This is a genomic window from Embleya scabrispora DSM 41855 (assembly GCF_000372745.1).
Classification (GTDB): Bacteria; Actinomycetota; Actinomycetes; order Streptomycetales; family Streptomycetaceae; genus Embleya; species Embleya scabrispora.
On the sequence record NZ_KB889664.1, the window covers coordinates 72,496 to 99,458 of the forward strand.

A 26,963-nucleotide genomic window follows, 5' to 3' on the forward strand; every position below is an offset into this window, starting at 1 on the left:
GACGGAGCGACTCCGTCCCCGGCACGACCGGGTCACCCGTTCGGTACCCAGTCCAACGTGCGCTGCACCGCCCGCTTCCAGTCGGCGTAGCCGCTCTCTCGGCGCTCGCGGTCCCACTCCGGTTCCCAGCGGGCGTCCTGATTCCAGTTGGCCCGCAACTCGTCGGTGTCCCGCCAGAAACCGACCGCGAGACCGGCGGCGTACGCCGCGCCCAGCGCGGTGGTCTCCGGGACCGTCGGCCGGATCACCGGCACCCCCAACACGTCGGCCTGGATCTGCATGCACAGGCTGTTGTCGGTGACACCGCCGTCCACCTTCAACACGCTCAGCTCCACACCGGAGTCCTTGGCCATCGCATCCACCACGTCTCGGCTCTGGTAACAGATCGCCTCCAGCGTGGCCCGGGCGACGTGGCCCACGTCGTGGTACCGGGCGAGCCCGACGATCGCGCCGCGCGCGTCACTGCGCCAATACGGCGCGAACAAGCCGGAGAAGGCCGGGACGAAGTACACCCCGGCGGTGTCCTCGACCTGCCGGGCCAAGGTCTCGCTGTCCGCGGCCTTCTTGATGATGTGCAACTGGTCGCGCAGCCACTGCACCGCCGACCCGGTCACCGCGATCGACCCCTCCAGCGCGTACACCGGGTCCTGCCCCGCGAAGTGGTAGGCCACCGTGGTGAGCAGGCCGTGCTGGGAGCGCACGATCCGGTTGCCGGTGTTGAGGAGCATGAAGTTGCCGGTGCCGTAGGTGTTCTTCGCCTCGCCCTCGGCGAAGCACACCTGGCCCACCGTGGCCGCGTGCTGATCGCCCAGCGTGCCGGTCAGCGGAATCCCCACCAGCGGACTCGTGTCGGGCGACTTGCCGTAGCCGTCCGGATAGCTCGACGGGCGGATGGTGGGCAACATGGCGCGCGGAATGTCGAAGAACGACAACAGCTCGTCGTCCCAGTCCAGCGTGCGCAGATCCATCAACATCGTGCGCGAGGCGTTGGTGACGTCGGTGACGTGCACACCCCCGCGGGACCCGCCGGTCAGGTTCCACAACAACCAGGTGTCGATGGTGCCGAAGATCGCGTCGCCGCGCTCGGCGTCCCGGCGCGCCCCGTCGACGTTCTCCAGGATCCACTGCACCTTGCCCGCCGCGAAGTACGTCGACGGCGGCAGACCCGCCTTGGCCCGGATCACCTCGCCCCGATGGTCCTGATCCAACGCGCGGGCGATCCTGTCGGTGCGGGTGTCCTGCCAGACGATCGCGTTGTAGTACGGCCTTCCGTTGTGCCGATTCCACACCACCGTCGTCTCGCGCTGATTGGTGATGCCCAGCGCGGCGAAGTCGGCGGGTGTGAGGTTGTAGTGGTTGAGGCCACTGGCGATCACCGAACGGGTGCGCTCCCAGATCTCCACCGGGCTGTGCTCCACCCACCCCGCCCGCGGCATGATCTGCCCATGCTCCAACTGCTGGCGCCCGACCACGCTGCCGCTGTGATCGAAGACCATGAACCGGGTACTGCTGGTGCCCTGATCGATTGCCGCGACGAAATCCGCCATCTCGAACCCTTACTGTGGCGACGCCCGGACGTGGCGCCGAGTCGGATGTGCCGTACGGCGGTCAGTCGGCTTCGAGCACTCTGCCCGCCGGCTGCTCCGCCGTGGGCAGGAACGGCGCGATCAGCCACCGGTACAGGGCTGCCCCGATCACGCCGCCGATGAACGGCCCGACGATCGGCACCCAGAAGTACAGATTCCCGTACTGATCGCGCCACGCCCCGTCGTAGCCGGTCAAAAAGCTGGCCAGCCGCGGCCCGAAGTCGCGGGCCGGGTTGATCGCGTAGCCGGCGTCGGCACCGAACGCCATCCCGATCGCGACCACCAACAGGCCGGTCAGCAACGCGCCGAGGTTGGCCTTGGGCGCCGTGTTGAGCACGTCCGTCAACGCCATGATCACCAGTAGCAGGATCGCGGTGCCGATGATCTGGTCGCGCAACGCCCCCCACTCGCTGACCGGGAATGTGCCGTTGCCCGGCAGCGTGGAGAAGACCACCTGCGTCTTGATCGTGTGCCCGGGATCGGCCTGAGCCAGGATCTCCGTGTAGTTCCAGCGCACCAGCAGTGCCGCGACGAAGGCTCCCGCGATCTGCGCGAGCGCGTACGGCGCCACCTTGTGCCAGGGGAAGCCGCGGAAGGTCGCGAGCGCCACCGTCACCGCCGGATTCAGATGCGCGCCCGAGGTGCGCGCGGCGATGTACACCCCGAACGTAACCCCCAGGCCCCAGGCCCACGCGATGCTGTCGTGATCGCCCAGCTTGCCCGCGACGACCTGCGCCACCACCCCGGTGCCGAACAGGATGAGCACCATCGTGCCGACGAACTCGGCGACCATCTCGCCGCCGATCTGCCACCGTTCGCTCCGTGCGGGGGCCGGGTCCGCCCGGCGTGCCCCGGTCTCCGGCGCCGCGCCCGCGCTCATGGCGCCGGAACGATGTCGGGGGCGCCGAGACGGGCCGCGTCGGCGGTCAGGTCGTCCGGTTGTCGCTGGGCGTCTCGTTCGGCCTCGACCCGTTTTCCGTAGTGCGTGATCTCGTCGCGGATCTGCTGCTCGTCCCAGCCCAGCGGCTCGGCCATCAGCCGCGCCGCGATCTCGGCCGCCTCCACCCCGCGATCCCACGACTCGATCGAGGCCCGGGTGCGCCGGGTGAGCACGTCGTCCAGGTGGTGCGCGCCCTCGTGGGTGACCGCATACACCACCTCGGCCCGCAGGTAGTCGTCCGCGCCGGGCAAGGGCATGGCCAACTCCGGATCACGCTCGATGAGTTCGAGCACCTCGCCGATCATCGAGCCGTACCGGGCGAGCAGATGCTCGATGCGCACCACATGCAGCCCGGACGTCCGGGCCAGGCTGTGTCGGCGATTGCGCAGCGCCTGGTATCCGTCGGCGCCCAGCAGCGGCACGTCGTGGGTCACCGACGGGCCCGGACGCGGGCCGTCGAGCGTGCGCACCGCCTCGTCCACGGCGTCCTTGGCCATCACCCGATACGTGGTGTACTTGCCGCCGGCGATCACCACCAGGCCCGGAACGGGATGGCCGACCAGGTGCTCCCGGGACAGCTTGCTGGTTTCGGCCGCGTCGCCCGCCAGCAGCGGTCGCAGGCCCGCGTACACGCCCTCCACGTCGTCCCGGGACAGCGGCGTGGCCAGCACCCGGTTGACGTGCTCCAGCAGATAGTCGATGTCGCGCGAACTGGCCGCGGGGTGCTGCTTGTCCAGGTCCCACGGGGTGTCGGTGGTCCCGATCAGCCAGTGCCGGCCCCACGGGATCACGAACAGCACACTGGCCTCGGTGCGCAGGATCAACCCGGACCGCGAGTTCACCCGATCCCGAGGCACGAGCACGTGTACGCCCTTGGAAGCGCGCACATGGAACTGGCCCCGGGTGTCGGCCATCGCCTGGGTGTCGTCGGTCCACACGCCGGTCGCGTTGATCACCTGTTTGGCGTGCACCTCGAACACGCGGCCCGACTCGACGTCCACGACCGTCGCGCCGGTGACCCGTTCGCCTTGTCGGAGGAAGCCGGTGACCCTGGTCCGGTTGGCCACGTGCGCGCCGTACGCGGCCGCCGTGCGGGTGATGGTCATGGTGTGCCGGGCGTCGTCGACCTGCGCGTCCCAGTACTGCACCGCGCCGATCAGCGCGTCCGATTTGAGCGCGGGCACCTCGCGCAGCGCGCTGTGCCTGGTCAGATGCCGGTGATGCGGCAGACCCCGGGAATAGCCGGAGGTCATGCCCATCGTGTCGTACAGGAGCACCCCGGCGCCGACGTACAGCCGCTCCCATCCGCGATGGGTCAGCGGGTACAGGAACTTCACCGGGCGCACCAGGTGCGGGGCCAGTCGCTGGACCAGCAGACCACGCTCGCGCAGCGCCTCCTGGACGAGCCGGAAGTCCAACATCTCCAGGTAGCGCAGCCCGCCGTGGATGAGCTTGCTGGAGCGACTGGAGGTGCCGCTGGCCCAGTCCCGGCCCTCGACCAGGCCCACGCTCAGGCCCCTGGTGACGGCGTCCAGCGCACACCCGGCACCGACGACACCTCCGCCGACGACCAGGATGTCCAGCTCTTGGCCGGATCCCATGGCGGTCAGGGCATCTTCGCGGGCCTTCGGCGACAGGGCGACGGGCTTCACGTCGGACTCCTCGGCAGGGAACACTGGCCCCTACATTCGATGGCCTGCGCTCCCCACCTGCACGTCGAGCCACGTCCATTGTGGGCCGGGCGGAGTAATGCGAGAGGTCGAGGGATCACCGATCGGGGCGATCGAGTGGTCGATCGGTGATCCCGTACGGTGATGCGTGCGACGGATCGACGGGCGGGAGTCGGGGCAGAGGATCCGCAGTGGATCGGTTCATTCGCGGTGCTGGGCCGGCTGGGGGCGGGCGGCATGGGGCAGGTGTTCCCGGCCCGATCGCCCGGCGGGCGGCTGGTGGCGGTCAAGACCGTGCATGCCGAACTGGCCGCGGACCCGCACTTCCGGCGGCGCTTCGCGGGCGAGATCGCGGCGATGCGGCGGATCGGCGGCTTCCGGACGGCCGCGTTCGTCGACGCGGACGCCGATGCCGAGACGCCGTGGCCGGCCACCGCGTACATCACCGGCCCCTCGCTGACCCAGGCCGTGACCGCGCACGGGCCGCTGCCCGAGTCGAGCGCGCGGCTGCCGGCCGCGGGGCCGGCCGAGTCGCCGGCGGCGATCCACGCGGTCGGCCTCGAGGAGCCTCGGCTGGACGCCGTGCCGATGGGGCTGCGGCCACTGGTCGCGGCCTGTCTGCACAAGGATCCGGCGGAGCGGCCGACGCCCGGCCGGCTGCTGGGGCTGCTCGGCGCGTCGGCTCGGCCGGCGGAGGCCGCGGTCACCGCGACGGCGTCGCCGGTCGGGCCCGTGCCGCCGCCGCCCAGGCCGGTGCGGCCGCCGGTTCCCGCGCGGTCGGCGGCTTCCGTGCCGTCGCCGGCTTCGCCGTTCGCGCCGCCCGCGAAGGGTTCCGGGATACCGCGCCGCCGGCTGTTGATCGGCGGCTCGGTGGTGGCCGCCGCGGCGGGTGGGAGCACATACCTGCTCACTCGCGAGGATGGCGGGAACACCGGGGTGGCGGCGATCAAGCCCTCGGTGAGCGTGAGTTCGTCGGGGAAAGTGCCGGCGGGGGCTGCGTCGGGTGCGAACGGCGCCCAGCCGCCGGTGGGTTCGGGCTCCGATGCCCCGCTCCGCTGTTGCATCTGCTCCCCGACAAGTACAAGAGCGGGAAGCCCATTGCCGTCGGGGTGGACGCCGTCTATCCGCCCAACGAGTTCATCGAGCCGACGACACGGTGCGTGGGGTGCCGGCTCGGGTGACGCGTGTGGTGAGGGTGTGCCAGGGGCGGCAGGCGACGACGGGCAGGCCGTGCTGCTCGGCTTGGTCGGCGAGCCAGTGGGAGTAGCGCACACCGACCTCGGCCCGCTGCGTCTGGTGGCCGTGTTCCGGCTCGCGCTCGGCGTAGTTGGCGACGACCTGGGCGACGTCGTCTTCGTGCAGGAACACCGCCCGTATCCGGCGCCCGGCGGCGGCACCCGCGCGGATCGCCCGACCGGCGGCGGCCGGGGTGATGTAGTCGCCCTCCACGACGGCCGGTACGGGAACGGTCAGTCGGTTGCTCACTACGCCGACGACCGCGGGCTCCAGCGCGGTCGCGGTGGCGATCTGGAGTTCCAACTCGCGGTCGGGGCTCGGCGGGGTGGTGTCGGGACGATTGAAGTGGTGCAGATCGGGGTGGGTCCGCACATCGGTGATGGCTTGGACCGCACCGACCACGTCGTCGAACTCCACCACGAACGCCCCCGCCTCCCGGGCCAGTTCGGCCGCCGCCCGACTCTTGCCCAGGCCCGAGGCGCCGCCGAGGAGAAGGATGTCCCACTGTGCGTCGATCATCGATCGACGGTATCGCAGCCCGTCGGGAGAGTAGGGCCCGCCCGCCGCGGGCCTGGTGGCGGGTGCGGATCGTCAGGCCGCGAGTGCGCCGGTGCGGCGCAGCAGGGGCAGGATGTGGTCGGTGACCGCCGGGGCGAGTCGCAGGTCGTCGTCCCGTCCGGACGTCCAGCGCAGGTCGGCCAGTTCGGCCGCCGGCACCGGCTCGCGGTCCAGTCGCGTGGCGAAGACCGTCAGCCGCATCGGCAGACCCTCCAGGACGGCCACGGAGTCGACGTCGGCGAGGAAGCGTGGTTCCACGAGCCGCGCACCCAGTTCCTCGTCGAGTTCGCGTCGCAGCGTCTCCAGCGGGCTCTCGCCCGGATCGGGTTTGCCGCCGGGCAGATAGAACAGGTCGGGCGCCGCCTTCTTGCTCACCACCATGAGGCGCCGCGCGTGCACGATTGCCGCCGCGACCACGACCAGCGGAGCGTTCGCCTCGACATTCGGTATGGAATCCGTCAAATCCTGGTGCGTCATGTGCCGAATTCTGTCACCCGGCACGGGTGGCCAGCGCTTCGAGTGTGTCGTACGCCTGGTTCAGCGACTTCTCGGCCAGCGGCTTGAGAGCGGACATCGCCGGGACGGACGCGGCCAGGGTCAGTTCGGCATGGACGAACTCCAGGTCGTCCGCGAGGCCGATCGAGCGCAGGACCGCGCGCAGGTACGGCTCCTGATGGTCCCAGCCCTCGCGCGGCGTGCCGGGAGCGTAGGACCCGCCCCGCGTGGTGACCACCACGACGGATGTGCCCGTCAACGCACCCGGGCCGCCGTCGGGCGTGACCATGTTGGCCGGGGTGACGACGCGGTCCAGCCACGCCTTGACCGTGGACGGGATCGAGTAGTTGTACATCGGCACGCCCAGGACGATGGTGTCCGCCGCGCGCAGTTCGGCGTTCAGCGCCTCGGTCAGGGCTCGTTCGTGCGGCGGCTCGCCGTGTCCGCGGCTGGGGTCCAGCAGTGCTTCGCGGACCTCGTGGGTGATGTGCGGGACGGGTTCGGCGGCCAGGTCGCGATGGGTGTACCCGCCGTCGGGGTGGGTGTCGCGCCAGCGCGCGGCGAAGTGGGCGGACAGTTCCCGGGACACCGAGCCGCTGTGTCGGATGCTGGCGTCCAGGTGCAGGAGGGAGGGCATGCACGACCTCGAATCGTGGGGTGTGGGGGATACGGATCGGTGCCGGTGGAGCCGTGGTCGGCCTCGGTCTCCGCACCGCGTGTGCACGACGGTAGACATTGACGCGGGAGTGAGGGCAAGGTCGGGCTCGGGAGGGGGTTCGCGGCCGGCGGGTCGTCGTCCTACCGCGGTCGGCGGAGATCGGGCCGGGCGCTACCGCGCAGGTTTACCCGCGATGTCCACCGGGCGCGGGACGACAGTCGGAGCCCGGCTCGGCCAGGGTTGCGCCAGGTCGGGCCCGCGTGGGGGCACATCGATACGGCGAAACCGTCGGGGGTATTCGTGGACGGCACAGGCAGAACGAACGGAACACGCGCACCGGGGCGAACCCGCCGACGCGCCCGTCGCGTCGCGACCGTGTTCGCGGTCGCGGCGGCGCTGGTGGCGGCCGTGATGGGCCTGCCGACGCAGGCGCAGGCATTTCCGCCGCCGCCGGCACCGCCGTTGCCCGCGGCGAACTCGCACGGCATCACGCTCACCCAGTGGACGAACTCGAACCTGCTCAGCGACCGCAAGATGTTCGACGCCACGATGACCACCTCGGCGATCATGCGGCCGCGCGGCGGTACGCCCTCGATCGACCCGGTCACGGTGCCGGTCAAGGTGCGGATCCGGCTGCCCGACGATTACGTGACCGACCCCGCGAAGGCGTATCCGGTGCTCTATCTGTTGCACGGCGGGTTCGGCGACTTCGAGCAGTGGTCCGAGTCCGACGCGGGCGACATCCTGAACACCATCGACCGGCGCACCTTCAAGGGCATCGTGGTCATGCCCGAGGGTGGCAAGGCGGGTTGGTACACGGACTGGGCGGGACACACCCAGGGCAACTTCGCGCCGCTGTGGGAGACCTTCCACACGCGGCAGTTGGTGCCCTGGATCGACGCCAACTTCAACACCGTCGACAACCGTTCGGGACGCGCGATCGCCGGTGTGTCGATGGGCGGACTCGGCGCGCTGCGCTACGCCGCCGACCTCCGGGACCGGTTCTCGGCCGTGGGGGCCTTCTCCGGCGGCACCACGTTGGCCGACGACCGCGCCTTGAACCGAGTGGCCGACTCGATGCTCGGCTACGGGGCGGCGACCTCCTGGAACGGTCTGGCCGATCCGAACTACCGGGTGTTCGGCAGCCCGTTGGAGCGCGCCGAAGCGGTCTACGGGCCACAGGCGGGCTGGCCGGAGATCACCCCGGTGGGCATGGCCGCGGCGGGCAAGTTCGCGGGCTACGCGCGCAAGTTCGCGATGTACTCCGGCGGCGCCGACGGCCGGGGCGTGCCCAGCGGTCAGGGGGAGTCCGACATCAAGACATGGAACGACCAACTGCGCGCGGTCATCGGCACATCGTTCACGCCGCGCTACTGCACGGGCCCTGGTGAACACAGCTGGGACTACTGGCGCAACGACCTGCGCGACTTCGTTCAGTATGTGTACGGCAGTACGCCGCCGGCCCACTGCACCGAGAACGGCCGCACGGGGAACACGGGGAGCGTCCCGTGGGTCGCCCGGTAGGCCGGCCCGCATCAGGCCCGACCGGCGCGCCCGCCCGCGACGGTCGGGCCCGGCCTATGTGGCAGTCAAGTCGGGCTCCGTGAAACGGAGTTGGGCGCTCCGAGGCCGATCCCCGTCGGCAGGATTGAGCGGGCCCTTGCCGGGCAGACGGCCGGGCACAGTGCCTGCGATCGGTGGGCGCGGGCCGAAGCCGAGGAAGGGTCGCGTGTGATGTCTGATCCGAAGGACGTGACGAACACGGTGGCGGTGCAACCGAACGCCGCCGGCGGAGCGCATCTCGTGCCGGGTGGGCCGGGACGCTCACCGCAACCGGTGTCGAGTGACGCGGGAACGCGCGGTCGCACCGCGATCGCCGATGGCGTGGTCGCGAAGATCACCGGTATGGCCGCCCGGGAGATCGAGGGTGTGTATGCGCTGGGCGGTTCGATGACACGGGCGTTGGACGCGGTGCGGCAGCGGGTTCCGGGTGGTCGGCCGAACGTGGCGCACGGCGTGAGCGTGGAGGTCGGGGAGCGGCAGTGTGCCCTCGATCTGAACCTGGTGGTGGAGTACGGCGTGCCGATCGCCGAACTGGGCCAGGCGGTACGAGCGCATGTCATCGACACCGTCGAGCGCATGACCGGGCTGGAGGTGGTCGAGGTGAACGTGGCCGTGGACGACATCCACCTGTCCGACGGCGACTCGCACGCGTCGGCCCGGGTCGAGTAGGCACGCCCGTCGGGGCAACGGGTCGGTGAGCGCTCGTGGTTCGGGTACGGCGGGGTCGCGGGGTCGGATCGGCCGTGGTGCTCGCTTGCGCGGGATTCGGCGCCGACCCCGGCCGGGGTGGGGGCTCGGTGGAGGTGTACCGGCGAGCCCGACCCGGCCGTTCGTTCAGCCGTCGTGGTCGCTGCGCCGGCCGCGACGGTTTCGGTCGTTCGGGCTGCTCGGGCTGCTCGGGCTGCTCGGGCTCCTCGGGCTGCTCGGGTGGCGGAGTGCGTCGAGGTAGGCCGTGCATACGGCGTCGGTCACCGCGTCCGCGTTCGCGAGGCGGGTCAGGCGGTGCCGGCCGGCTCGGCCCAGGCGTCGGCGTTCGTGCGGGTGGGTCAGGAGGCGGTCGAGGGCGTGGGTCAGGGCGGCCACGTCGGCGGGTTCGACCAGGACGCCCGCGTGACCGTGCCCCAGTTGGTGGGGGATGGCGCCGACGGCGGTGGCGATCACCGGTACGCCGGCGGCCATCGCCTCCAGCACGACCAGCGGGGCACCCTCGGTCAGGGACGGGACGCACAGGATGTCCAGCGCGGCCACCGCCGCCGGGCCGTCCGTCCGCATCCCGCCGAACCGCACCCGGTCGCCGAGCCGCAAATGCCGTGCCAGTGAGTGCAGTTCCTCACGTAGTCGGCCGTCACCCACGACGGTGAAGTCCACCTCGGGATGGCGATCCGCGAGCCGAGCGGCGGCCCGCAGGAAGAATTCCACACCCTTCTCCGGCTCCAACCGGCCCACCACCCCCACCGCCGGCGGTGCGTCACGCGGGCCTGGGAGCGTCGCCGGCGGGGCGCCGAACACCGCGGTGCCCACCACCCGGACTCGCGCCGTGGGGACCCGGTCGACCCGACGCAGCCGGTCCGCGATCTGCTCGGAGACGGCCAGGACCAGTGCGCATCGGCGGTACAATGGGCGGCTGTACGCGCGGGCCAGGGGTCCACGCCAGGACGCCATGCTGTGCTCGGTCACCACCACCGGGACCCGGGCGAGGCGGCCGGCGAGGGCCGCGGCCATCGTGGCGGCATGCACGTGCGCATGGACCACATCGAATCGGCCCACCCGGACCAGACGTGCGATCCGCAGCGCCAACGTCGGGCTGACCAGGCGAGCCACCCGGCGCCTGCCCAGCACGACGACCGACACGCCCGCGGCGGCGAGTTCGGCTCCGGCCGGCCCGTCCTCGGTACACGCCAGCACCACCGTGTGCCCGCACGCGGCCAACGCGACCGCCAATCCCGCGACTTGCCGCTGCGCGCCGCCGATGCGCAGGTCGTCCACCACGAGCAGTACCCGTAGTGGCCCACGCCGGTCCGCGCTCCCCTGCCCGCGCGGCGTCCCCCTGACCCCGATCGTCGCCCCCCTGGTGCACGGCCGCCGCCGCAGCGGCGCGCCCCCGTCATACGAGGATGTCCCTTCTCGGGCCTGGAGGGAGGCGAGAGCCGATTTCCGCCCGACGGCCCGAAGATTCGACCGGATCGTCCGCGGGGGCCGGAATCTATTGTTGACGCGCGTGGAAAACAAGGCCCGGACCACGGCGCGGGCCGGCTCTTCGGCGGCCGACCGGGAGGAACGGCCGGGCCCTGTCCGGGCCGGGCGTCGGTTCCGAGCCGTCGGCGATGCAAGGCCCGCCCCGGGCCGAGCCGTTGACGTCATGACATCGGAACGGGCGGAACGGGAGCAATGGTTCGACTCGAAGGCCGTCGGCCGGCCGGCGCGAGGGCGCCGGCGGGCCACGGAGGGTCGGCGACCGGTGCCGCGGCCGGTCGCCGACGCCCGGATCAGCGGTTCCTGGTGATGAACCAGTCGCTCTGCGGCGAGTTCGGAGCGATGTACTCCGTCTTGCGGCTGGTGGTTGAATCGGCAGCCGGAGGCCGAGCAGCGGGTGAAGGTCACGCCGCCCTTCCACCGCCGGCCGCCGATGTGGTTGTGGTCCGACGGGCCCGGAGTCAGAAACGGGGCAGCGGATCGGGGGTCGGCTCGGTGCGGCCGCTTGCCGGGGGCGTCGCCCGGCCCTCGGGCCACGGCTGGGAGAGTCCGGCCGGCGTGGCGTCCTGGTCGGGCGGCCGTACCACGGCGTAGCCCTGACCGGGGGCGGGACGAAGGTGTGCGGACTCGCCGTTGATGAACGGCGCCAGGAGATCCATCTCGCGGTGGTAGACGAACAACGACGAGGTCGTACCGAATATCGCCGGCCCGTCCAGAACCAGCGGCAGTTCGGCGAGGGCGTAGCCCACGGCCTGGTCGATCTGCTCCTCGCTCGGCTCCTGTCCGGCGACGCGTCGGACCGCTCCGCGCGCGGTACGGCGACAGGCGGCCCGCACCGCCTCGTCCGTGAGATAGGCGTGGCGCACGCGCTTCAGCGAGTGCTGGTACGCGGGGCGTTCGGACAACTGTGTCCAGGTGTGCAGGTGGCGATCCGGGTCGGCCATACCGGCGTTGCGCAGGCCGCGCCGCGCGGGGCTGCGCAGCCGGCCGACGGCGTATCGGGCGCGGCGGACGGCCTCCGAGGGCTGGACGCCGGCAGCGGTCAGCGTATGCGCGGCCTCGTCTCCGGGGACGAAGACGTCGACCGCCACGAAGTTCGCGCACGCCCACCGCACCAATGCCTCGACCGTGCGCGGCTTGTAGTAGCTGTTCCAGGGGCTGAGCCCGATCAGCACGTGTTCCGCGTGATCGAGGACGCTTCGGCTACCGAGCGTGCACGGCCAGACGATGAATCCCATGCGATCGACTCCTTGGCGTTCCCTTCATGATTCCATCGCCGGAACACTTCCGAACCGGTCCGTTTCACACCCGCTCGGTAGCACTCGGCGCGTCCCCGGTCCGGCCGGCCCGCCGTCGTCGTGCGGATGTGCTCGGACCCCGCGCCGGGCCGAGCTTCGATCGGAGCCGGCCGAGTTCGGTGCCGTCGGGCGGGGCCGACGGCGGCGTGGGAGTCAGCGGATGCGGCCGATGCCGGCGAACATGTTGGTCTGCTCGATGCCGACCGGCTGCTCGCCCTCGGCCGGGCGCCAGTGCTGCATGGGGACCACGCCCGGGTCGACCAGGTCGCAGCGTTCGGCGAAGAGGGCCTCCAACTCGCCGCGCGAGCGCAGGTACATCGGTACGCCCCGGCGGGTGTACACCTCGGCCAGCGCGGTGGAGCCGACCGCCAGATCCGCCGTCGCCGCGGTTATCGCCAGGTAGCTGCCCGGCGCCAGGGGCGCGGTCAGCTTCTCGATCAGCCCGGCGGCGTCCTCGACGAACTGCAACATCGCGATCACCGTCACGCCCACCGGTTGGTCGAGGTCCAGGGTCTCGCGCAGTTCGGGGGTCGAGAACAACCGGTCCGGGTCGCGCATGTCGGCCTCGACATAGGCGGTACGGCCCTCCGGGGAACTGGAGAGCAGGGCGCGGGCGTGGACGAGCACGATGGGGTCGTTGTCCACGTACACCACGTGCGACTCGGGCGCGACGTCCTGGACGACCTCGTGCAGGTTCGGCGACGTGGGGATGCCGGTACCGATGTCGAGAAACCGGCGGATGCCGCCCTCGGTGACCAGCCAGTGCGCCATCCGCCGCATCACGGCCCGGTTGACCCGCATGCTCGTCCACAACTCGGGCCACACCTTCAGGGCTTCCTCGGCCGCTTCGCGGTCGGCGAGGTAGTTGTCCTTGCCGCCCAGGACGTAGTCGTACATCCGAGCCGAATGCGGAACCGTCGTGTCCACCTGAACCATCGTCGGCCACTCCTGCCTTCCAACTGGTGACGCGCTGGGATCAGTTCGCGTCCTGGCGTGCATCCATGGAACGTATAAGCGGGTCGGAGATCGGACAACCGGGCCGGCGCATTCGTCCCCTTTGCATGCGGCATTCGATCGCCACCGCGATCGGAGACCCCGCGCGAGGCGCGGTCGCCTCGCCCCGTGGCTCGGCCGCCGGGACGGGTGCCGGCCCGGTCGCCGTCCGACGCGAGTGGGCGAACAGGGCGGAGCAGGCGCGGATTTCGGCCGACAAGGGGCGTGATTACGGGGCTTGTTCCGGCCCTGGGACCGCCCTACCGTGACGGGCGGGTCGGTGTGGGGCCGGTCCGGGTCGGCCGCCCCAACGCGCGGGCGGCTCCGCTTTGTTCGTGTCCGTGACCGAAAGAAGCAGGTGACTCGTGCGCATTTCCCGTCGCATCGCCGCAACAATTGGCACACTGGCCCTGACCCTGGGCGGTCTCGCCGCCGCCGCTCCGACCGCACACGCCACCCCGTCCGCCTGCGTGGCCTATCTCGCCGTGGAGGGGTACACCTCGATGATCACCGGCACCGCCTGCCAGTACGGGGGCAACGGCCCGGCCGGCGGGTCGACCTGTCGAAGCCTGCTCACCGGGGTCGAGGGCGTTCCCGTCACGATCGCCCAACGGGCCTGCGCGTACGCCGCGGCGTAGCACGGCCCGGCAGGCCGGCTCAGCCGGCGCTCGGCGGAGCCGCCCGCCGTCGCACCCGTCCGCCGCCCGGGGCGTCGGCGACGCCCGCGCGTCACGCCGTCGCCGACGCCCCGCGCGCGCGGTGACGTGCGCGTGTCCGTAGCGTCACCTGGTGTCCTCCCCCTGTCGAGGAACGATCACCAGCGGCCCGGGTGCGTGGTGGATCAGGCCATGGGTGACCGAGCCGAGGAGCATGCCGCGGAAGCCGCCGACGCCCCGGGCGCCGACCACCAGGCACAGGGCGTCCTGGGCGGCGTCGGCGAGTCCGCGGACCCGGTGGCCCAGGATCGTGATGCGCTCCACCGGTACGTCCGGGTACTTCTCGCTCCACCCGGCGAGCGTCTCGCCCAGGCGGATCAGCCCCTCCTCGACCTCGGACTCGCTGCCGAAGGCGGCGACCATGTTCGGCGTCGGCGGTCGGACCTGGACGGCGCGCAGCGAGGCGCCGCGCAGCGAGGCGGTCTGGAAGGCGTAGCCGACGGCGGGCTCCGAGCCGGCCGAGCCGTCGACGCCGACCACGACCGTCGGCGGCACGCCCGTGGCGGGCTCGGGTCCGCGCACCACCGCCACGGGGCACGGCGCATGCGCACTGACCGGGATCGCGATGCTGCCCGTGGTGAGCAGTTCCGTCAGGGCCGACAAGCGGCGTGAGCCGAGCACGAGCATGGACGAGCCGGGTGCCTCACCGCGCAACACGTCCACCGGGCGACCCTCGACCGTGGCCACGCTCACTTCCAGTCCCGTCCTGCCGGTGGTCGCCACGGCCGCGGCCTTCTCCAACAGCGCGTCGTCGGCCGCGCGGCGACGTTCGGACCAACTCAGGCGGGGTACGGTGACGCGGGCCCCGGCCTCGTGATACGTGTCGGCCGCCCAGTCGAACGCGTGGGCGGTGTGCAACCGGCCGTCGTGCCGAGCGGCCCGGTACGCGGCCTCCGCCTCCGCCGGCTCGGCCGGCCATTCCGACGCGTGCACGAGCCGCAGCGGCAGTCTGTGTCGTACGGCCTCGTCCGCGGCCCAACCGACGGCGAGCAGGCCCGCCGCCGAATTCTCCACTCCGACCACCACGGGCCGACGTCCGGTTGTCATGACAGCTCCCGATCATCCTGGGGATCCCGCCTCGAACGCGGTGCTGCCTTCCACTGTCTCTCCGCGAGCGCCTCCGTGCCGCGCCCGGCGGCCCCACGACGCCGCCGGGCGACGACGGGCGCGCCGCCGGCACCGGACCGCCGGTCACGCCGTTCGGAGACACGAGCACCATGGGCACCGCGGGCAGTCGCGGACACCGTGGGCGCATCGACCAAGCACGCGTCTCACCAGTCTCATGAGCATCGCGGGCCGTGCCCGCACCATGGGCACCGCCGGCACGGCGGGCACAACGCGGTGACCAGGACGGGTGCGCGGCGATCAGGACGGTGCGTCGAACTCGGCCGAGTCGGCGGACAGCAGCGGTCGTTCGAACACCGTGCGCAGCACGATCGTGGTGCCGGTGGCACGGATCACCGGGACCGCTCGGATGCGGTCGAGCGTGTCGGCCAGGTCGGCCGTGGACGCGACCCGGACCTTGATCCAGAAGCAGTCCTCGCCCGCGACCTCGTGTGCCTCCAGGACGGCCGGCTCGCGTCGGATCGCCGCCTCCACCTGGTCACGGGCCGCCCTTCCGGCATCGAAGCGCAACGCGATGAACGCGGCGGTGCCAGCCTCGACCGCCGCAGGGGCGAAGGCCGCGTGGTAGCCGGTGATCACCCCGTCGCGCTCCAGCCGCTGGAGGCGATCGCGGACCGCCGGTTCGGACAGTTCCACCGACTTGGCGAGCGCGCGTACGGTCCGCCGCCCGTCGTTGCTCAGCGCGCGAAGCAGCGCCCGGTCGATGTCGTCCAGCGGCCGCGTCATCGAATCCCCTTGTTTCCGTGAATGAGGTGGACCTACTCTAAAAAAGGCTAGCAGCCAGTTCCGCTTTACTTACTGAGCTATGGGGATCATCTTGTCTCCTCTAATGAGGGATCGACTGTTGCCGTGGGTGGCGCTCGTGACCGTCTGGATCCTGTGGGGTTCGACGTATCTGGGCATCCGGTACGCGATCGAGACGATCCCGCCGCTGCTCGCGGCCGGCGCCAGGTTCCTGATCGCGGGACTGTTGATGTTCGCGGTCGTCGGGCCCCGGCACGCGCGCGGCGCGCAGCGCCCGACCTGGCCGCACCTGCGCTCGGCGGCGATCATCGGCGGTCTGCTCCTGGTCGGCGGCAACGGCCTGGTGAGTCTGGGCGAACAACACCTCGATTCGGGCTTCGCCGCGCTGATCGTGGCCACGGTGCCGGTGTGGATGGTGCTGATCAACGCGCTGGTGACCAGGACGCGCGTGTCGGGCCCGGTCCTGTTCGCCCTGCTCCTGGGCACCGTCGGCATCGGGGTCCTGGTCGGCGGGCCGGGCGGCGACGTGCACGCGGGCGGCACGGTGATGGTCCTGATCGCGTGCGTGCTCTGGGCGGCCGGCTCGGTGTACGCGCGGACCGCGCCGTTGCCCAGGCATCCGCTCGTGGTCGCCTCGCTGGAAATGATCACCGCGGGCGTGGCCCTGCTCGTCCTGGCCGCGCTGCGCGGCGAGTTCGGCCGGCTGCACGTGGCCGACATCTCGACGGCCTCGTGGCTCGGCCTGACCTGGCTCGTGTTCGCGGGTTCGATCGTCGCGTTCAGCGCGTACCTGTACGTCAACAGCGTGCTGCCCAACGACACGGTGGCGACCTACGCGTACGTCAACCCGGTCATCGCGGTGCTGCTCGGCGCCGCGATCGCGGGCGAGTCGGTCGGTCTGAACGTCTACCTCGGCGGCGCGGTCATCGTCGCCTCGGTGGCCCTGATCGTCGCCACCCGCTCCCGCGAGCCCCGCCCGACCACGCCGACCTCCCGGTCCACCGTCACCGAAGGGACCGGTACGGCGGCGGCCGATATCCCGAAGCCGGCCGAGGGGCCCGCGAAGGTGGAACCGGCCAGGTAGGTCGGGCTCGGAGCCGGCCGGCCGGCGGTATATCGGTTGAGAGCCGTGAAACGGCCGATTAGCGTGGCCGGTCATGACGAAGATGCCTGCCTCGGCGGACTGGCGCGTGGTCAACCGGGCCAACTGGGACGAGCGTGTCCCGATCCACACCGCGAGCGAGTTCTACGACGTCGCCGGCTTCGTGGCGGGCAAGGACGCACTGCGCGACTTCGAACTCGCCGAGGTGGGCGACGTCGCCGGCCGGACACTGCTCCACCTCCAGTGCCACTTCGGCCTGGACACCCTGTCGTGGGCCCGCCGCGGGGCCGTCGTCACCGGCCTGGACTTCTCCGAGCCGGCCGTGGCCGCCGCGACCGACCTCGCCGCGCGGATCGGGGTCGACACGGCCCGGTTCGTCACCTCCGACGTGTACGACGCGGTCGACACACTCGAGGGCCGGACCTTCGACATCGTCTACACCGGACTGGGCGCGTTGTGCTGGCTCCCGGACGTCGACCGCTGGGCCCGTACGGTGGCGGACCTGGTCGCACCGGGCGGTTTCCTCTACCTGGCCGAGTTCCACCCGTTCGCCGACGTCCTGGCCGAGGACGGCCGCACCGTCGAACTGGACTACTTCCGCCGCGACGCGCAGACGTGGGACGAGCCGGGCACCTATGCCGACATGGCCGCGCCGACCTCCGCGAACGTCACGATCGAGTGGCAACACGGCATCGGCGACGTGGTCAGCGCGCTGACGGCGGCCGGCCTGCGCCTGGAGTTCCTGCACGAGCACGACTTCTCACTCTTCGCCCGCTTCCCGATCCTGGAACGCAACGACGGCATCTACCGCTTTCCCGCGGACCACCGACGTGTTCCGCTGATCTACTCCCTGCGGGCGACGAAGGCGTAGCCGACGCGGCCGGCGTGTTCGGTGCGTCGCCGGGAACACCTGGTCGCCCACCACCTCGACCCGCTCGCGAAAGACCACTCCTCGGGTGAACGACGGCGTGGATCCGGACGGCGGGATGATCGCCCGGGCCGGCCGCGATGCCGCCGAGCTCGCAATCGCCGGGAAGACCCGGTGGGTACGGGCGCGGTCCGAGGAACTGCCCGCCGGACTCGGCGTGTTCACCGTCGCGACCTTCGGTCAGTCCTTTCACTGGATGGATCGTGACCGGGTGGCCGCCACGACCCGGGACATGCTCGTGCCCGACGGCGCGGTGGTGCACATCTCCGATCTGAAGACGGAACCGCGCACCGTCGAGGGCCTGTCGCACCCGGCGGTGCCCCATGCGGCGATGGACGAGCTGGTCAAGCACTACCTGGGACCGCTCCGACGGGCCGGCCGCGGGGTACTGCGGCAGGGAACACCCGGCGGTGAGGCGGAGGTGTTCGCCCGCGCGGGCTTTGCCCGGTGTCGGCGCCTCGTCGTTCCCGGCGGACAGGCGCTCGAACGCACCTGCGACGACGTGGTCGCCTGGGTATTCTCGATGTCGTCCTCGGCTCCGCACCTGTTCGGGGCGCGCCGTGGCGACTTCGAGGCGGACCTGCGTCGTCTTTTGCGGCAGGCGTCCGCGTCCGGCCGATTCTCCGAACGCCTGCCCGGCACCGAGGTCTTCGTCTGGTGGAAGGGCAAGGGCACCACGGATCCGGTGCCCGGGCCGGCCGGGTGATCCATCCGCCAAGGGCGCCGTCGGGCAGTCGGTGCCGGCTCGGGCGCGCCGGGTCCGGCTCGATCGGGCCGATCGGGGTGTCGGGAGCCGGGGTGGGGGAGTGTGCGTCGCATCGGCATGGTCGGGACGGGTGAAGCAGGGATCAGGCGCCGGCGGGCCTGGTGGGTCGTGGTCGCGATCATGGCCGTGATCGCGACGGACGGGTGGCGACGGCGGGGGAACCGCCCTTCAACGGCGAGGACTTCTCGGTTGTCCGACTGGCGTTGTGTGCCGATCGGGGGGCGCGGACACGGGGGTTGCGATGCGGGTGGTGACGGGGTACGCGATGAAGGGCGGGTTGTCCATTGCGATCGTGGTTGCCGTCGTGGCGCTGCCTGTCGCGTTGCCGGGTGGGGTCTTCGCGATCCGTGGCGCGGAACATGGCACAGCCGGCGCGGCGCGCCGTGTGCGATGCGGTCGTGATCGTCGATGCTCGGTCGTGGCGGGTGCCTACCGCGCGCGGCGCACGAAGGCGTCGCGAGCGGGTGCGCCGGTCGTTCCCGGGGGTGCGTCGGTCAGCGCGCCGGCGATGACCGCGGTCACGACCTTGTGGACGGTTGCCGCCTCGGGTGGGGTGCCCTTTCGGTCGGCGAAGAGCATGTGGCCGGCGCCGATCAGGGCGGGGGCGAGGGTGTCGACGTCGGTGTCGGCCCCGATGCGGCCCAGGGCGCGTTCCGCGGTGAGGTAGGAGGCGATCGCGGCGGTGGCTTCCGTCAGGATCGGGATGCCGGTGGGTGTGCTTCGGCGGAGCCGGGTGCGCAGGTCGTCGCGGGAGATGACCAGGCCGACGATCGCCACGGCGACCGATCCGAACAGGTCCCGCAGGGTGTCGGTGAGGTTGTCGGCCACGGTGCCGGTACCGACCGCGTCGTGCAGGGTGGCGGCCCGGTGGTCGAGCCGGGTGATGCGGTCGCGCACGAGTTCGGCGAGGAAGTCGTCGAAGTCGGCGAAGTGCCGGTGCAGGACGCCTTTGGCGCAGCCCGCCTCGGTGGTGACCGCCCGGCTGGTCAGCGCGCTCGGTCCGTCCCGAAGCAGGACGCGCTCGGCGGCGTCGAACAGTTGCTCGCGCGCGTCGCGGATGGCTACCCCTGTCGGCACCGTGCATCCCTCGTTCGTTCCATCGTGGGCCCACTCGGTTGACGAGTGGGCGATCGCCCACTCATAGTGGGCGCATGCCCACTATACCGCCGGGTCGAGCCCCGCTCCCCGGATCCGAGTCGCCTGGACGCCACCGGGTCGCACGGTCGTTCGGCGCGGACGCCGAACGCTACGACCGGGCCAGGCCCCGCTATCCAGACGCCCTGGTGCAGCGGATCGTCGCCGCCGCCCCCGGCCCCGACGTCCTCGATGTGGGCTGCGGCACCGGAATCGCCGCCCGACAGTTCCAGGCGCTCGGCTGCCGAGTGCTCGGCGTCGAGCCCGACGCCCGGATGGCCGACCTCGCGCGGCGACTCGGCGGCGAGATCGACGTGGCCACGTTCGAGGACTGGGACCCGGGCGGCCGGGAGTTCGACGCGGTCGTCGCCGGCCAGGCATGGCACTGGATCGACCCGGTCGCGGGGGCGGCCAAGGCCGCCCGAGTGCTGCGCCCGGGAGGCGTGTTGGCGCTGTTCTGGAACGTGTTCGGGTTCCCGCCCGACGTGGCCGATGCCGTCGTGGACGTCTGTCGGCGGGTGATGCCCGACGCGCCGTTCGACATCGAGGCGATGACGAAGGAACCCCTCGACGCATACCGGGTGATGTCCGGCAAGGTTGCCGACGGAATCCGCGCGGGGGACGGGTTCGGCGAACCGGAGCAGTGGCGATACGACTGGGAGTGGACCTACAGCCGGGACATGTGGCTGGACCAGATGCCCACTCTGGGCGCCTTCACCCAACTCCCGCCGGACACGATGGCGAAGGTGTCGGAGGGCGTCGGCGCCGCCATCGACGTACTGGGCGGCAGCTTCCCGATGCGCTACACGACGATGGCCGTCACCACCACGCGACCCGCTGCGCGCCCCGGCATGTGACGCACCATCACCACCGTCGGCGGCCCGGCGCCGTAGCCGCTGGGACAGAACGCGCACCCGGGTACCGGCTTCGAATAGTCGGCGACGGCTCAGAGACCGGACAGGCGTACCCGTACCAGCAGTTCGTGGAGCTCATCGTGCCCCTCGGGGCGGTTCGGCAGCGGAGACGACTCCTGCGCGGCGTCGAGTACCGCACGCAGGCGTTCGACATCCGCCCGCACCGCCTCGATCGCGACCAGCGCTCCCAGAGACCGGTGTTCGGCCTCGCGCTTCGCGGCCACCAAGTCGCCGAGATACGCGGGGGCGGCATCCGGGCACAGGTCGGCCAGTTCACCAAGATGGGCGACCACCTGTCCCGACCGCATCAGGTGAATACCCGTCAGGAGCACCCGGAACGTGTAGAGCAGCGGCTTGAGTTCACCGGTCCGCTGGAACAGCCGTGACTGGTGCGGGCGAACCCGGCGTAGTGATGCGCGTGATGCCGAGTTGTCAACTTGGGGGCGAGCGCCACCAATTCGGCGTGCGCGGTGGTGGTGTGCACGACCAGCGGCGAGAGCAGTTGCTCCAGGACATAGCCATTGCGGCGCAACAACAACCGCACGAACTTGCCGACATCGTGCGTGACGAGGTCGTTCTCCACCCCGTCGGCCATCCAGATCCGCCCGCGGGTCTGCTCGCCCTCGCGCAACCCGACCACCTCGGCCGGCGGCAACACGTGCGCGCCACGCAGATCGACGTCGGAATCCCGGGACGGAAACCCGTACAAGTGCGCGCCGGACACGGTGGCGAACACGAGCGGATCCGGCTGCTCGGCCACGATCCCCGAGAGCTGACCGAAATCGATGTCCAACGGCACGACGAGCCTTCCGAGACGGCGCCTTCTTCCACCGGGACCCGACAATTCCAAGCCCTGTTCCGCAACCGCCCGAACCCGCACACCGATCACCGGATCGAGCCGTCGGTGGCCGCTGCGAAGCATACGCGGTGTACATCAAGGGATACGAGCACGGCCCGCTGGTGGCGGGGGAGTCGCTCCCGGCTTGTCCGGGATTCCGGGCGAACCACGGTCGGTGCCTGCGCCGACACGCTTCAGTGCCGTCCTGGCCACGCCGGGAGACCCACAGGACACCGCCCCGCGCACGGCGGAGTACCTGCTCACTCACCTGGCCACGGGGCGGTGAGCCCCCGGCCGGGTGCCGCTCGTCGGTGTGGGAGCGGTGGGGGAGGACAATGGGGGCATGCCTGAGCCCCTGACATACCCCGAGGTCGGTGCGACGTTGCGTGTTGCCGCGCCGATGCCGCGCGGATACCACCACGTCGAACGTCGTGTTCGGGTCGGCGTGGGGTCGGAGGTGTTCCGGCGGGTCGCGGACGGTGTGCTGGGGTGGGAAGTGTTGCGCGGGGCGGGGTTGGAAGTGCGAGCCGACGCGGACCGCGTCGTGGAAGGCGCCGAGGTGACGTCGACGCTTCGGCTGGGCCCGGTTCGCTTCGGCGCGCCGTGTCGGGTGGTCGGCGTGGTCGACGAACCGGATCGGGCCGGCTTCGCGTACGGGACGCTGCGGGGGCATCCCGAGTCGGGCGAGGAGGCGTTCGTGGTCGACCGCGACCCGGACGACGTCGTGTGGTTCACCGTCCGCGCCTTCAGCCGCCCCGGCACGTGGTGGTCGTACCTGGGCAGCCCCGCCGCCCGAGCGATCCAGCACCGCGTGACCACCCGCTACCTTGCCGCAGGCCGCCGACTGGCCGACACGACGCGACCGCGAGGCGGCTGACGGCTGCCGACGCGCGGGCCTCGCGGCGGTGGCCCACCCATCCGCACCGGGGCCGCACGGTGGCGCGCGCATGCGTCTGCGTGCCACCGATGAGTTCCGGGCGTCGGGGGTGTCCAATTCGGTGACGGGGTTCACTCACCGCGGGCACCCACCGCCGGGAGCACCCACTGTGACATCGATCTGGAGAGTGTCATGAGGAAGATCACCGCCGGCCTGTTCATTTCCCTCGACGGGGTCGTGGAGGCGCCCGACCAGTGGCACTTCCCGTACTTCGACGACGAGATGGGCGCAGCCGTCGGCGCGATGTTCGACACGGCCGACACCGTCCTGCTCGGCCGCAAGACCTACGACAGCTTCGCTGGGGCGTGGCCGGAGCGTGAGGCGGCCGGCGGCGAGGACGCGGGCTTCGCCAAGGCACTCGGCGATGTACGCAAGATCGTTGTGTCGCGGCGGCAACTCGCGTTCACGTGGCGCAACTCCGAGCAACTCGACGGCGACCTCGTGGCGGCCGTCACCGCCCTGAAGAGCGGGCCGGGCGCGGACATCACGGTGAGCGGCTCGATCTCGGTCGTCCGCCGCCTGCTGGCCGCCGGCCTCCTGGACGAGCTGCATCTGCTGGTTCACCCGATCGCCGTGCGCACGGGCATGCGCCTGTTCGACGAGGGCGAGACCTCGATCCCGCTGCGGCTGATCTCGTCCGAGGCGTTCCGGACCGGCGTGCTCCACCTCGTCTACGCGCCGACCGAGTCGCCCGCCGACGCCACCTACGCCGACGCCAAGGCGCACATCGCCCGCCCCGAGCAGTAGCACACCCGGGCAGCCCGCGCCGCGAGCGGGGCACGGACGATGGGGCGCCGAGCGGGGCGCGGGGTCGTCGTCGCGCCCGGCGAACTCGCGGACCCGGCGGCGCGGGTCCGCGAGTTCGCCGGCCCGGCCCGGTCACGCGTTCGTGCCGCCCGGTGCCGGTGCCGGTGCCGGTGTCCTTGTCGGTCGGGATCGGGGCGGGGTGGGGCGGTCGGAGAGGTAGGCGCTGACCTGGCGCAGCCAGCGGGTGTAGTAGCGGCTGATCAGTGGGTCGGGCATCAGGCGGAACAGGGTCGGCAGGTATTTGTTCGTGGTTTCCGGTCCGGCCCGTCGGGCGGTGAGGGCTGCGCGGGGGGAGCGGGAGCGTTCGTACTCGGCCAGGGCCCGGGGTATCGCGAGGGCCGGATCGCGGTCGGCCGTACGGCGTAGCGCCCGGGCCAGGACCCAGGCGTCGTCCAGGGCCTGGTTGGCGCCCTGAGCCATGGTCGGCGGCATCGTGTGGGCGGCGTCGCCCAGTACCGTCGCCCGGCCGCGACCCCACGTGCGAGGGACCTTGTGGCGGTAGTGCGCGAAGAACTCCACCTCCCCCTCCGCCACGGCGGCGAGCGTGTCGGGTACGGGGGAGGCCCAGTGCGCGAAGGTGTCGCGGAGCGCGGCGAGCGGGTCGGTGACCGGGGCCGCATCCGGCCTCCGGCGTACGTCGAACCACCATTGGAGCAGCCCTTCGCCCGCGGGCATCAGGCCGCACATGCCCTCGGGGCCGACGATCATCAGGCCCCGGCGCGAGGAGGCGACGTCGATGTCGACCCGGCTCAGCCCCTGCCAGGTGACCCATCCGCTCGGCCTGGTCGGGTCCGCGCCCCACAGGTGGTCGCGCACCACCGAGCGATGGCCGTCCGCGCCGACGAGCAGGTCGCCGGTCGCGGTGGTGCCGTCGGCGAAGTCGACCCGTACGCCGTCCGCGTGCTGCGCGACCCGCACGCACGCCTTGTCGAACAGCACCGTCCCGGTCGGCAATTCGTCGGCGAGGCGCTCGATCAGGCGGCGACGGGGCAGCGCGATGTGCGGGAGGCCGTAGGCGTCGGCGGCGCGAGAGACGTCGATGCGCATCAGCACCCGCCCGTCCCAGCCGCGCTGTTCGAGCAGGTCGATCGGTGCGCCGACGCCGGCCAGGGACACACCCAGGTCGGCGAGTACGCCGGTGCCGTTGCTCCACAGGGTCAGTGCGGCGCCGGAGACTCGCAGGGCGGGAGCGCGTTCGAAGACCGTGACGTCGTGGTCGTCCGCGAGCAGTGCCCGGGCGAGCGCGAGTCCGCCGATGCCGGCCCCGATCACCAATACCTTCACGTGTGCCTCCTCGTAAACGAGTTATCACTACGTGAATAGTACTATCAGAGCCTTGGTAAGCTGCCCGCATGGCACCCCCACCCAACCTCGAACGACGGCGTGCGATCGCCGACGGTGCGATCGAGGTTCTGGCCGGCTCCGGAGTGCACGGCCTCAGCCACCGCGCCGTCGACGAGGCCGTCGGACTGCCGGCGGGTACCACCTCGAACTACTTCCGCAGCCGCGACGCGCTCCTGACCGCCGCCGCCGAGCGCGTCGTGGAACTGCATCAGGCGGACATGGCCGCCGCGCACGGGCTCGTTCTCGGGCCGATCGACCGGGACGGCCTCGTCGCACTGATCGGGGCGTCGCTGGAGTTCTCGGCCACCGCCCACCGCGCGCGCTACCTCGCGGTGTACGAACTCACCCTGGAGGCGACCCGCCGCCCGGCCCTGCAACAGGCACTGGACGGCATCAAGGCCGGAGCCGTCGACTTCACGCTGGACCAACACCGCGCGCTCGGCCTGCACACGACACGTGAGGACGTCGCCACGCTGATCACGCTGTTCGGCGGTGCGCTGTACACCCTGGTCACCGGTCAGGCGGGCGCGGTGAACGCGGCGACGACCCGGGCGTTGGCGCAGACCATGGTCGCCGGCGTGGCGTCGGCGCGCTGACGTCTTCGGCTTCGATTCGGCGCGTCGTGTGGTCGGGCGTCGATATGCGATCGACTACCTTCGGGTCGACGGGATTTCGTGAGCCCAGGCGATCGATCGTGTGCGCTTCGTGCTGCCTCGGCCGCGTCGTGGCGCGCTCGGCGGGCGTCGAAGTCCCGGCCGTGAATGTCCGGAGAACATGGGAGTCATGCTTTGCGACGCATTTCGGTGACACGTGCCGCCGCGGCAACCGCCTTACTGACATTGGTCGTTACCGCCGGGCCCGCGACCGCGGCCGAGACGCCGGGGGCGGAGGCCGGGACATCCGCCCGGCCGGGGAGCACGACCACGCTGCCCGCGCCGGACCTGGCGGGACTGCGCGATGCCCTGACCCGGACACTCGCGGCCGGCGCTCCGGGGGCGATGACCCGGATCGACGACGGCCGCACCGTCCATCGCGCGACGGCCGGCGTGAGCGACACCACCTCCGGCGCGGGCATGGACACGGACGCCCGCTTCCGCATCGGCAGCGTGACCAAGACCTTCTCCACCGTGGTGCTCATGCAACTGGTGGGCTCGGGCACCGTCGACCTGGACGCGCCCGTCGATCGATACCTGCCGGGCGTCCTGCCGGACACCCGGATCACCGTGCGCCACCTCCTGACGCACCGGAGCGGACTGTGGGACTACTCGAACGACATGTTCGCTCGGACCGTCCCCGGGTTCGAGGCGGTACGCGACAAGGTCTTCGGCTTCCGTGAGCTGATCGACCTGTCCACCGCCCATTCCGCGACGGCGGTGCCCGGGACCACCTACCAGTACTCCAACACCAACTTCGTCGTGGTCGGCGCCCTCATCGAGAAGCTGACCGGGCAGTCGGTGCAGCAGGAGTACGAGCGGCGCATCATCCGCCCCCTGCGCCTGCGGGACACCACGTACGTGCACCCGGAGACCACCATTCCCGGGAAGCGGATCCGCGGCTATCTCACCCCGGACGAGGCGGGAGCCCCGCTCGTCGATTCGACCGAGCAGACCGTCTCCTGGGCACAGTCCGCCGGTGCGATGATCTCCAGCCCGGGCGACCTCGACCGGTTCGTCTCCGCGCTGCTCGGGGGCCGACTGCTGCGCGCCGATCTCCTGGAGGAGATGCTCCGGATGACCCCCAGCGATTCCTCGGGCGCCCGCTTCTACGGGCTGGGCCTGCGCCGACGGGACCTCTCCTGCGGCATCTCGGTCTACGGACACACCGGTACCGTGCAGGGCTACTACACCTACGCGTTCACCACCCGTGACGGCAAACGCAGCGTCACCTCGGTGGCCAACGCCACCAACAACGGCACCGTGAACACGGTCCTGGGCGACACCCTGGAGTCGGCGTTCTGCGGCGTGACACCGAAGCCGCGCGCGTCGAACGCCGCCGCTGCGCTGCCCGAAGAGGAGGCGGCCGGCTCGATCGGGCGATAGCCGGCCGACCAGGCGCCCCCGAGGCCGGCGGCAATCCATCGACGGACGAGGACGGCGGGAACCGCGAAGCGGAACGGGGAAGCGGTCCCGCCGGGTGTCATTCGCGGGCGACCGCGACGACGATGACGACGACCACGGCCAGGACCGCGAGCAACAACAGGGCGTAGACGACGAGCACGGCCGGCGCGCCACCGGCCTTGGCCGCGGCCTGCCGACCGGTCGGGGACAGGCCGACGAACCGGCGTTCGGCATCGACGAGTTCGTCGTCGTGATCGCCGGACCGTGCCCACGCCGGTTCGGATGCGGTGGGATCGACGTGGGCCGGGGCCGGTGGCGCCGGTTCGGATGTGGCGGGGTCGACCCGAGTCGGCGCCGGTTG

At 71.5% G+C, this 26,963-nt stretch carries 24 protein-coding genes and 1 pseudogene; 11 read left to right on the forward strand and 14 right to left on the reverse strand.

Translation table 11 applies throughout. The features are described from left to right. Positions 1-32 precede the first annotated feature (32 nt). From glpK to A3IC_RS0117675, 6 genes are all read right to left on the reverse strand, one after another. Positions 33-1,547 (reverse strand): glycerol kinase GlpK, encoded by a 1,515-nt coding sequence (glpK, locus tag A3IC_RS0117645; protein WP_020551374.1) that lies wholly within the window; start codon positions 1,545-1,547, stop codon positions 33-35. Positions 1,548-1,608: 61 nt separating this feature from the next. Then, positions 1,609-2,466: an MIP/aquaporin family protein gene (locus tag A3IC_RS0117650; RefSeq protein ID WP_020551375.1), complete on the reverse strand. Its 858-nt coding sequence runs from the start codon at positions 2,464-2,466 to the stop codon at positions 1,609-1,611. Next, on the reverse strand, positions 2,463-4,127 hold the full coding sequence (locus A3IC_RS0117655) for a glycerol-3-phosphate dehydrogenase/oxidase (protein ID WP_086018454.1): 1,665 nt from the start codon (positions 4,125-4,127) through the stop codon (positions 2,463-2,465). Before A3IC_RS0117655 ends, A3IC_RS0117650 begins: the two co-directional genes overlap by 4 nt. A 1,206-nt stretch (positions 4,128-5,333) precedes the next feature. Next, positions 5,334-5,951 (reverse strand): AAA family ATPase, encoded by a 618-nt coding sequence (locus tag A3IC_RS55015; RefSeq protein WP_020551378.1) that lies wholly within the window; start codon positions 5,949-5,951, stop codon positions 5,334-5,336. 72 nt (positions 5,952-6,023) lie between these two features. After that, a complete protein-coding gene (locus tag A3IC_RS0117670) occupies positions 6,024-6,467 on the reverse strand; it encodes an NUDIX hydrolase (protein WP_020551379.1) in 444 nt (147 codons plus the stop codon). 13 nt (positions 6,468-6,480) lie between these two features. Then, complete coding sequence (locus A3IC_RS0117675; protein WP_020551380.1) at positions 6,481-7,122, reverse strand: FMN-dependent NADH-azoreductase; 642 nt, start codon at positions 7,120-7,122, stop codon at positions 6,481-6,483. A 396-nt stretch (positions 7,123-7,518) separates the two neighbouring features. Here A3IC_RS0117675 and A3IC_RS62380 point away from each other — a divergent pair, with 396 nt between their 5' ends. Both A3IC_RS62380 and A3IC_RS0117685 read left to right on the forward strand, forming a co-directional pair. Continuing rightward, positions 7,519-8,667 carry an alpha/beta hydrolase gene (locus tag A3IC_RS62380; protein WP_052173571.1) on the forward strand — a complete coding sequence of 383 codons (1,149 nt, stop codon included), beginning with the start codon at positions 7,519-7,521 and terminating at the stop codon, positions 8,665-8,667. Positions 8,668-8,877: 210 nt separating this feature from the next. Then, positions 8,878-9,375 (forward strand): Asp23/Gls24 family envelope stress response protein, encoded by a 498-nt coding sequence (locus A3IC_RS0117685; protein ID WP_040876776.1) that lies wholly within the window; start codon positions 8,878-8,880, stop codon positions 9,373-9,375. Positions 9,376-9,540: 165 nt separating this feature from the next. On the opposite strand, the gene A3IC_RS68725 is transcribed toward A3IC_RS0117685, so the two are convergent. From A3IC_RS68725 to A3IC_RS0117710, 3 genes are all read right to left on the reverse strand, one after another. After that, positions 9,541-10,695, reverse strand: coding sequence for a glycosyltransferase family 4 protein (locus tag A3IC_RS68725; RefSeq protein WP_020551382.1), 1,155 nt, complete (start codon positions 10,693-10,695; stop codon positions 9,541-9,543). Between the two features lie 665 nt (positions 10,696-11,360). Continuing rightward, positions 11,361-12,137 carry a tRNA-dependent cyclodipeptide synthase gene (locus A3IC_RS55025; RefSeq protein ID WP_020551384.1) on the reverse strand — a complete coding sequence of 259 codons (777 nt, stop codon included), beginning with the start codon at positions 12,135-12,137 and terminating at the stop codon, positions 11,361-11,363. A gap of 213 nt (positions 12,138-12,350) precedes the next feature. Further along, positions 12,351-13,133: an SAM-dependent methyltransferase gene (locus A3IC_RS0117710; RefSeq protein WP_040876777.1), complete on the reverse strand. Its 783-nt coding sequence runs from the start codon at positions 13,131-13,133 to the stop codon at positions 12,351-12,353. Positions 13,134-13,555: 422 nt separating this feature from the next. On the opposite strand from A3IC_RS0117710, the gene A3IC_RS55030 reads away from it, so the two are divergent. Further along, positions 13,556-13,828: a hypothetical protein gene (locus A3IC_RS55030; protein WP_020551386.1), complete on the forward strand. Its 273-nt coding sequence runs from the start codon at positions 13,556-13,558 to the stop codon at positions 13,826-13,828. Between the two features lie 144 nt (positions 13,829-13,972). On the opposite strand, the gene A3IC_RS0117720 is transcribed toward A3IC_RS55030, so the two are convergent. Together A3IC_RS0117720 and A3IC_RS55035 are read right to left on the reverse strand one after the other, a co-directional pair. Beyond that, the gene (locus A3IC_RS0117720; RefSeq protein WP_020551387.1) at positions 13,973-14,953 is read right to left on the reverse strand and encodes a universal stress protein; all 981 of its coding nucleotides are present in this window, start codon (positions 14,951-14,953) and stop codon (positions 13,973-13,975) included. Between the two features lie 318 nt (positions 14,954-15,271). After that, entirely contained in the window at positions 15,272-15,757 is a 486-nt protein-coding gene (locus A3IC_RS55035) for an Lrp/AsnC family transcriptional regulator (RefSeq protein WP_020551388.1), read from the reverse strand. A gap of 103 nt (positions 15,758-15,860) precedes the next feature. Here A3IC_RS55035 and A3IC_RS55040 point away from each other — a divergent pair, with 103 nt between their 5' ends. From A3IC_RS55040 to A3IC_RS0117740, 3 genes are all read left to right on the forward strand, one after another. Next, the gene (locus A3IC_RS55040; RefSeq protein ID WP_052173577.1) at positions 15,861-16,859 is read left to right on the forward strand and encodes an EamA family transporter; all 999 of its coding nucleotides are present in this window, start codon (positions 15,861-15,863) and stop codon (positions 16,857-16,859) included. A 73-nt stretch (positions 16,860-16,932) separates the two neighbouring features. Further along, positions 16,933-17,748, forward strand: coding sequence for a class I SAM-dependent methyltransferase (locus A3IC_RS0117735; RefSeq protein ID WP_020551390.1), 816 nt, complete (start codon positions 16,933-16,935; stop codon positions 17,746-17,748). Positions 17,749-17,833: 85 nt separating this feature from the next. Continuing rightward, positions 17,834-18,511 carry a class I SAM-dependent methyltransferase gene (locus A3IC_RS0117740; RefSeq protein ID WP_020551391.1) on the forward strand — a complete coding sequence of 226 codons (678 nt, stop codon included), beginning with the start codon at positions 17,834-17,836 and terminating at the stop codon, positions 18,509-18,511. A 489-nt stretch (positions 18,512-19,000) separates the two neighbouring features. Here A3IC_RS0117740 and A3IC_RS0117745 read toward each other — a convergent pair whose 3' ends face one another. After that, positions 19,001-19,648, reverse strand: coding sequence for a TetR/AcrR family transcriptional regulator (locus A3IC_RS0117745; RefSeq protein WP_020551392.1), 648 nt, complete (start codon positions 19,646-19,648; stop codon positions 19,001-19,003). A 74-nt stretch (positions 19,649-19,722) separates the two neighbouring features. Here A3IC_RS0117745 and A3IC_RS0117750 point away from each other — a divergent pair, with 74 nt between their 5' ends. Next, positions 19,723-20,562 carry a class I SAM-dependent methyltransferase gene (locus tag A3IC_RS0117750; RefSeq protein ID WP_026218392.1) on the forward strand — a complete coding sequence of 280 codons (840 nt, stop codon included), beginning with the start codon at positions 19,723-19,725 and terminating at the stop codon, positions 20,560-20,562. Between the two features lie 89 nt (positions 20,563-20,651). Here A3IC_RS0117750 and A3IC_RS55045 read toward each other — a convergent pair. Further along, positions 20,652-21,412, reverse strand: a pseudogene (locus tag A3IC_RS55045) (nucleotidyltransferase domain-containing protein). 388 nt (positions 21,413-21,800) lie between these two features. Here A3IC_RS55045 and A3IC_RS0117760 point away from each other — a divergent pair. Both A3IC_RS0117760 and A3IC_RS0117765 read left to right on the forward strand, forming a co-directional pair. Next, a complete protein-coding gene (locus A3IC_RS0117760) occupies positions 21,801-22,334 on the forward strand; it encodes a DUF1990 domain-containing protein (RefSeq protein ID WP_026218393.1) in 534 nt (177 codons plus the stop codon). A 192-nt stretch (positions 22,335-22,526) separates the two neighbouring features. After that, positions 22,527-23,141, forward strand: a complete 615-nt coding sequence (locus A3IC_RS0117765; protein ID WP_020551395.1) for a dihydrofolate reductase family protein — start codon at positions 22,527-22,529, stop codon at positions 23,139-23,141. 132 nt (positions 23,142-23,273) lie between these two features. Here the strand turns inward: A3IC_RS0117765 and A3IC_RS55050 are convergent, their stop codons facing one another. After that, a complete protein-coding gene (locus A3IC_RS55050) occupies positions 23,274-24,485 on the reverse strand; it encodes an FAD-dependent oxidoreductase (protein ID WP_020551396.1) in 1,212 nt (403 codons plus the stop codon). Between the two features lie 68 nt (positions 24,486-24,553). On the opposite strand from A3IC_RS55050, the gene A3IC_RS55055 reads away from it, so the two are divergent. Beyond that, positions 24,554-25,141, forward strand: a complete 588-nt coding sequence (locus A3IC_RS55055) for a TetR/AcrR family transcriptional regulator (protein ID WP_020551397.1) — start codon at positions 24,554-24,556, stop codon at positions 25,139-25,141. Positions 25,142-25,306: 165 nt separating this feature from the next. Continuing rightward, the gene (locus A3IC_RS0117780; RefSeq protein ID WP_079026509.1) at positions 25,307-26,584 is read left to right on the forward strand and encodes a serine hydrolase domain-containing protein; all 1,278 of its coding nucleotides are present in this window, start codon (positions 25,307-25,309) and stop codon (positions 26,582-26,584) included. Positions 26,585-26,963: the final 379 nt, after the last annotated feature.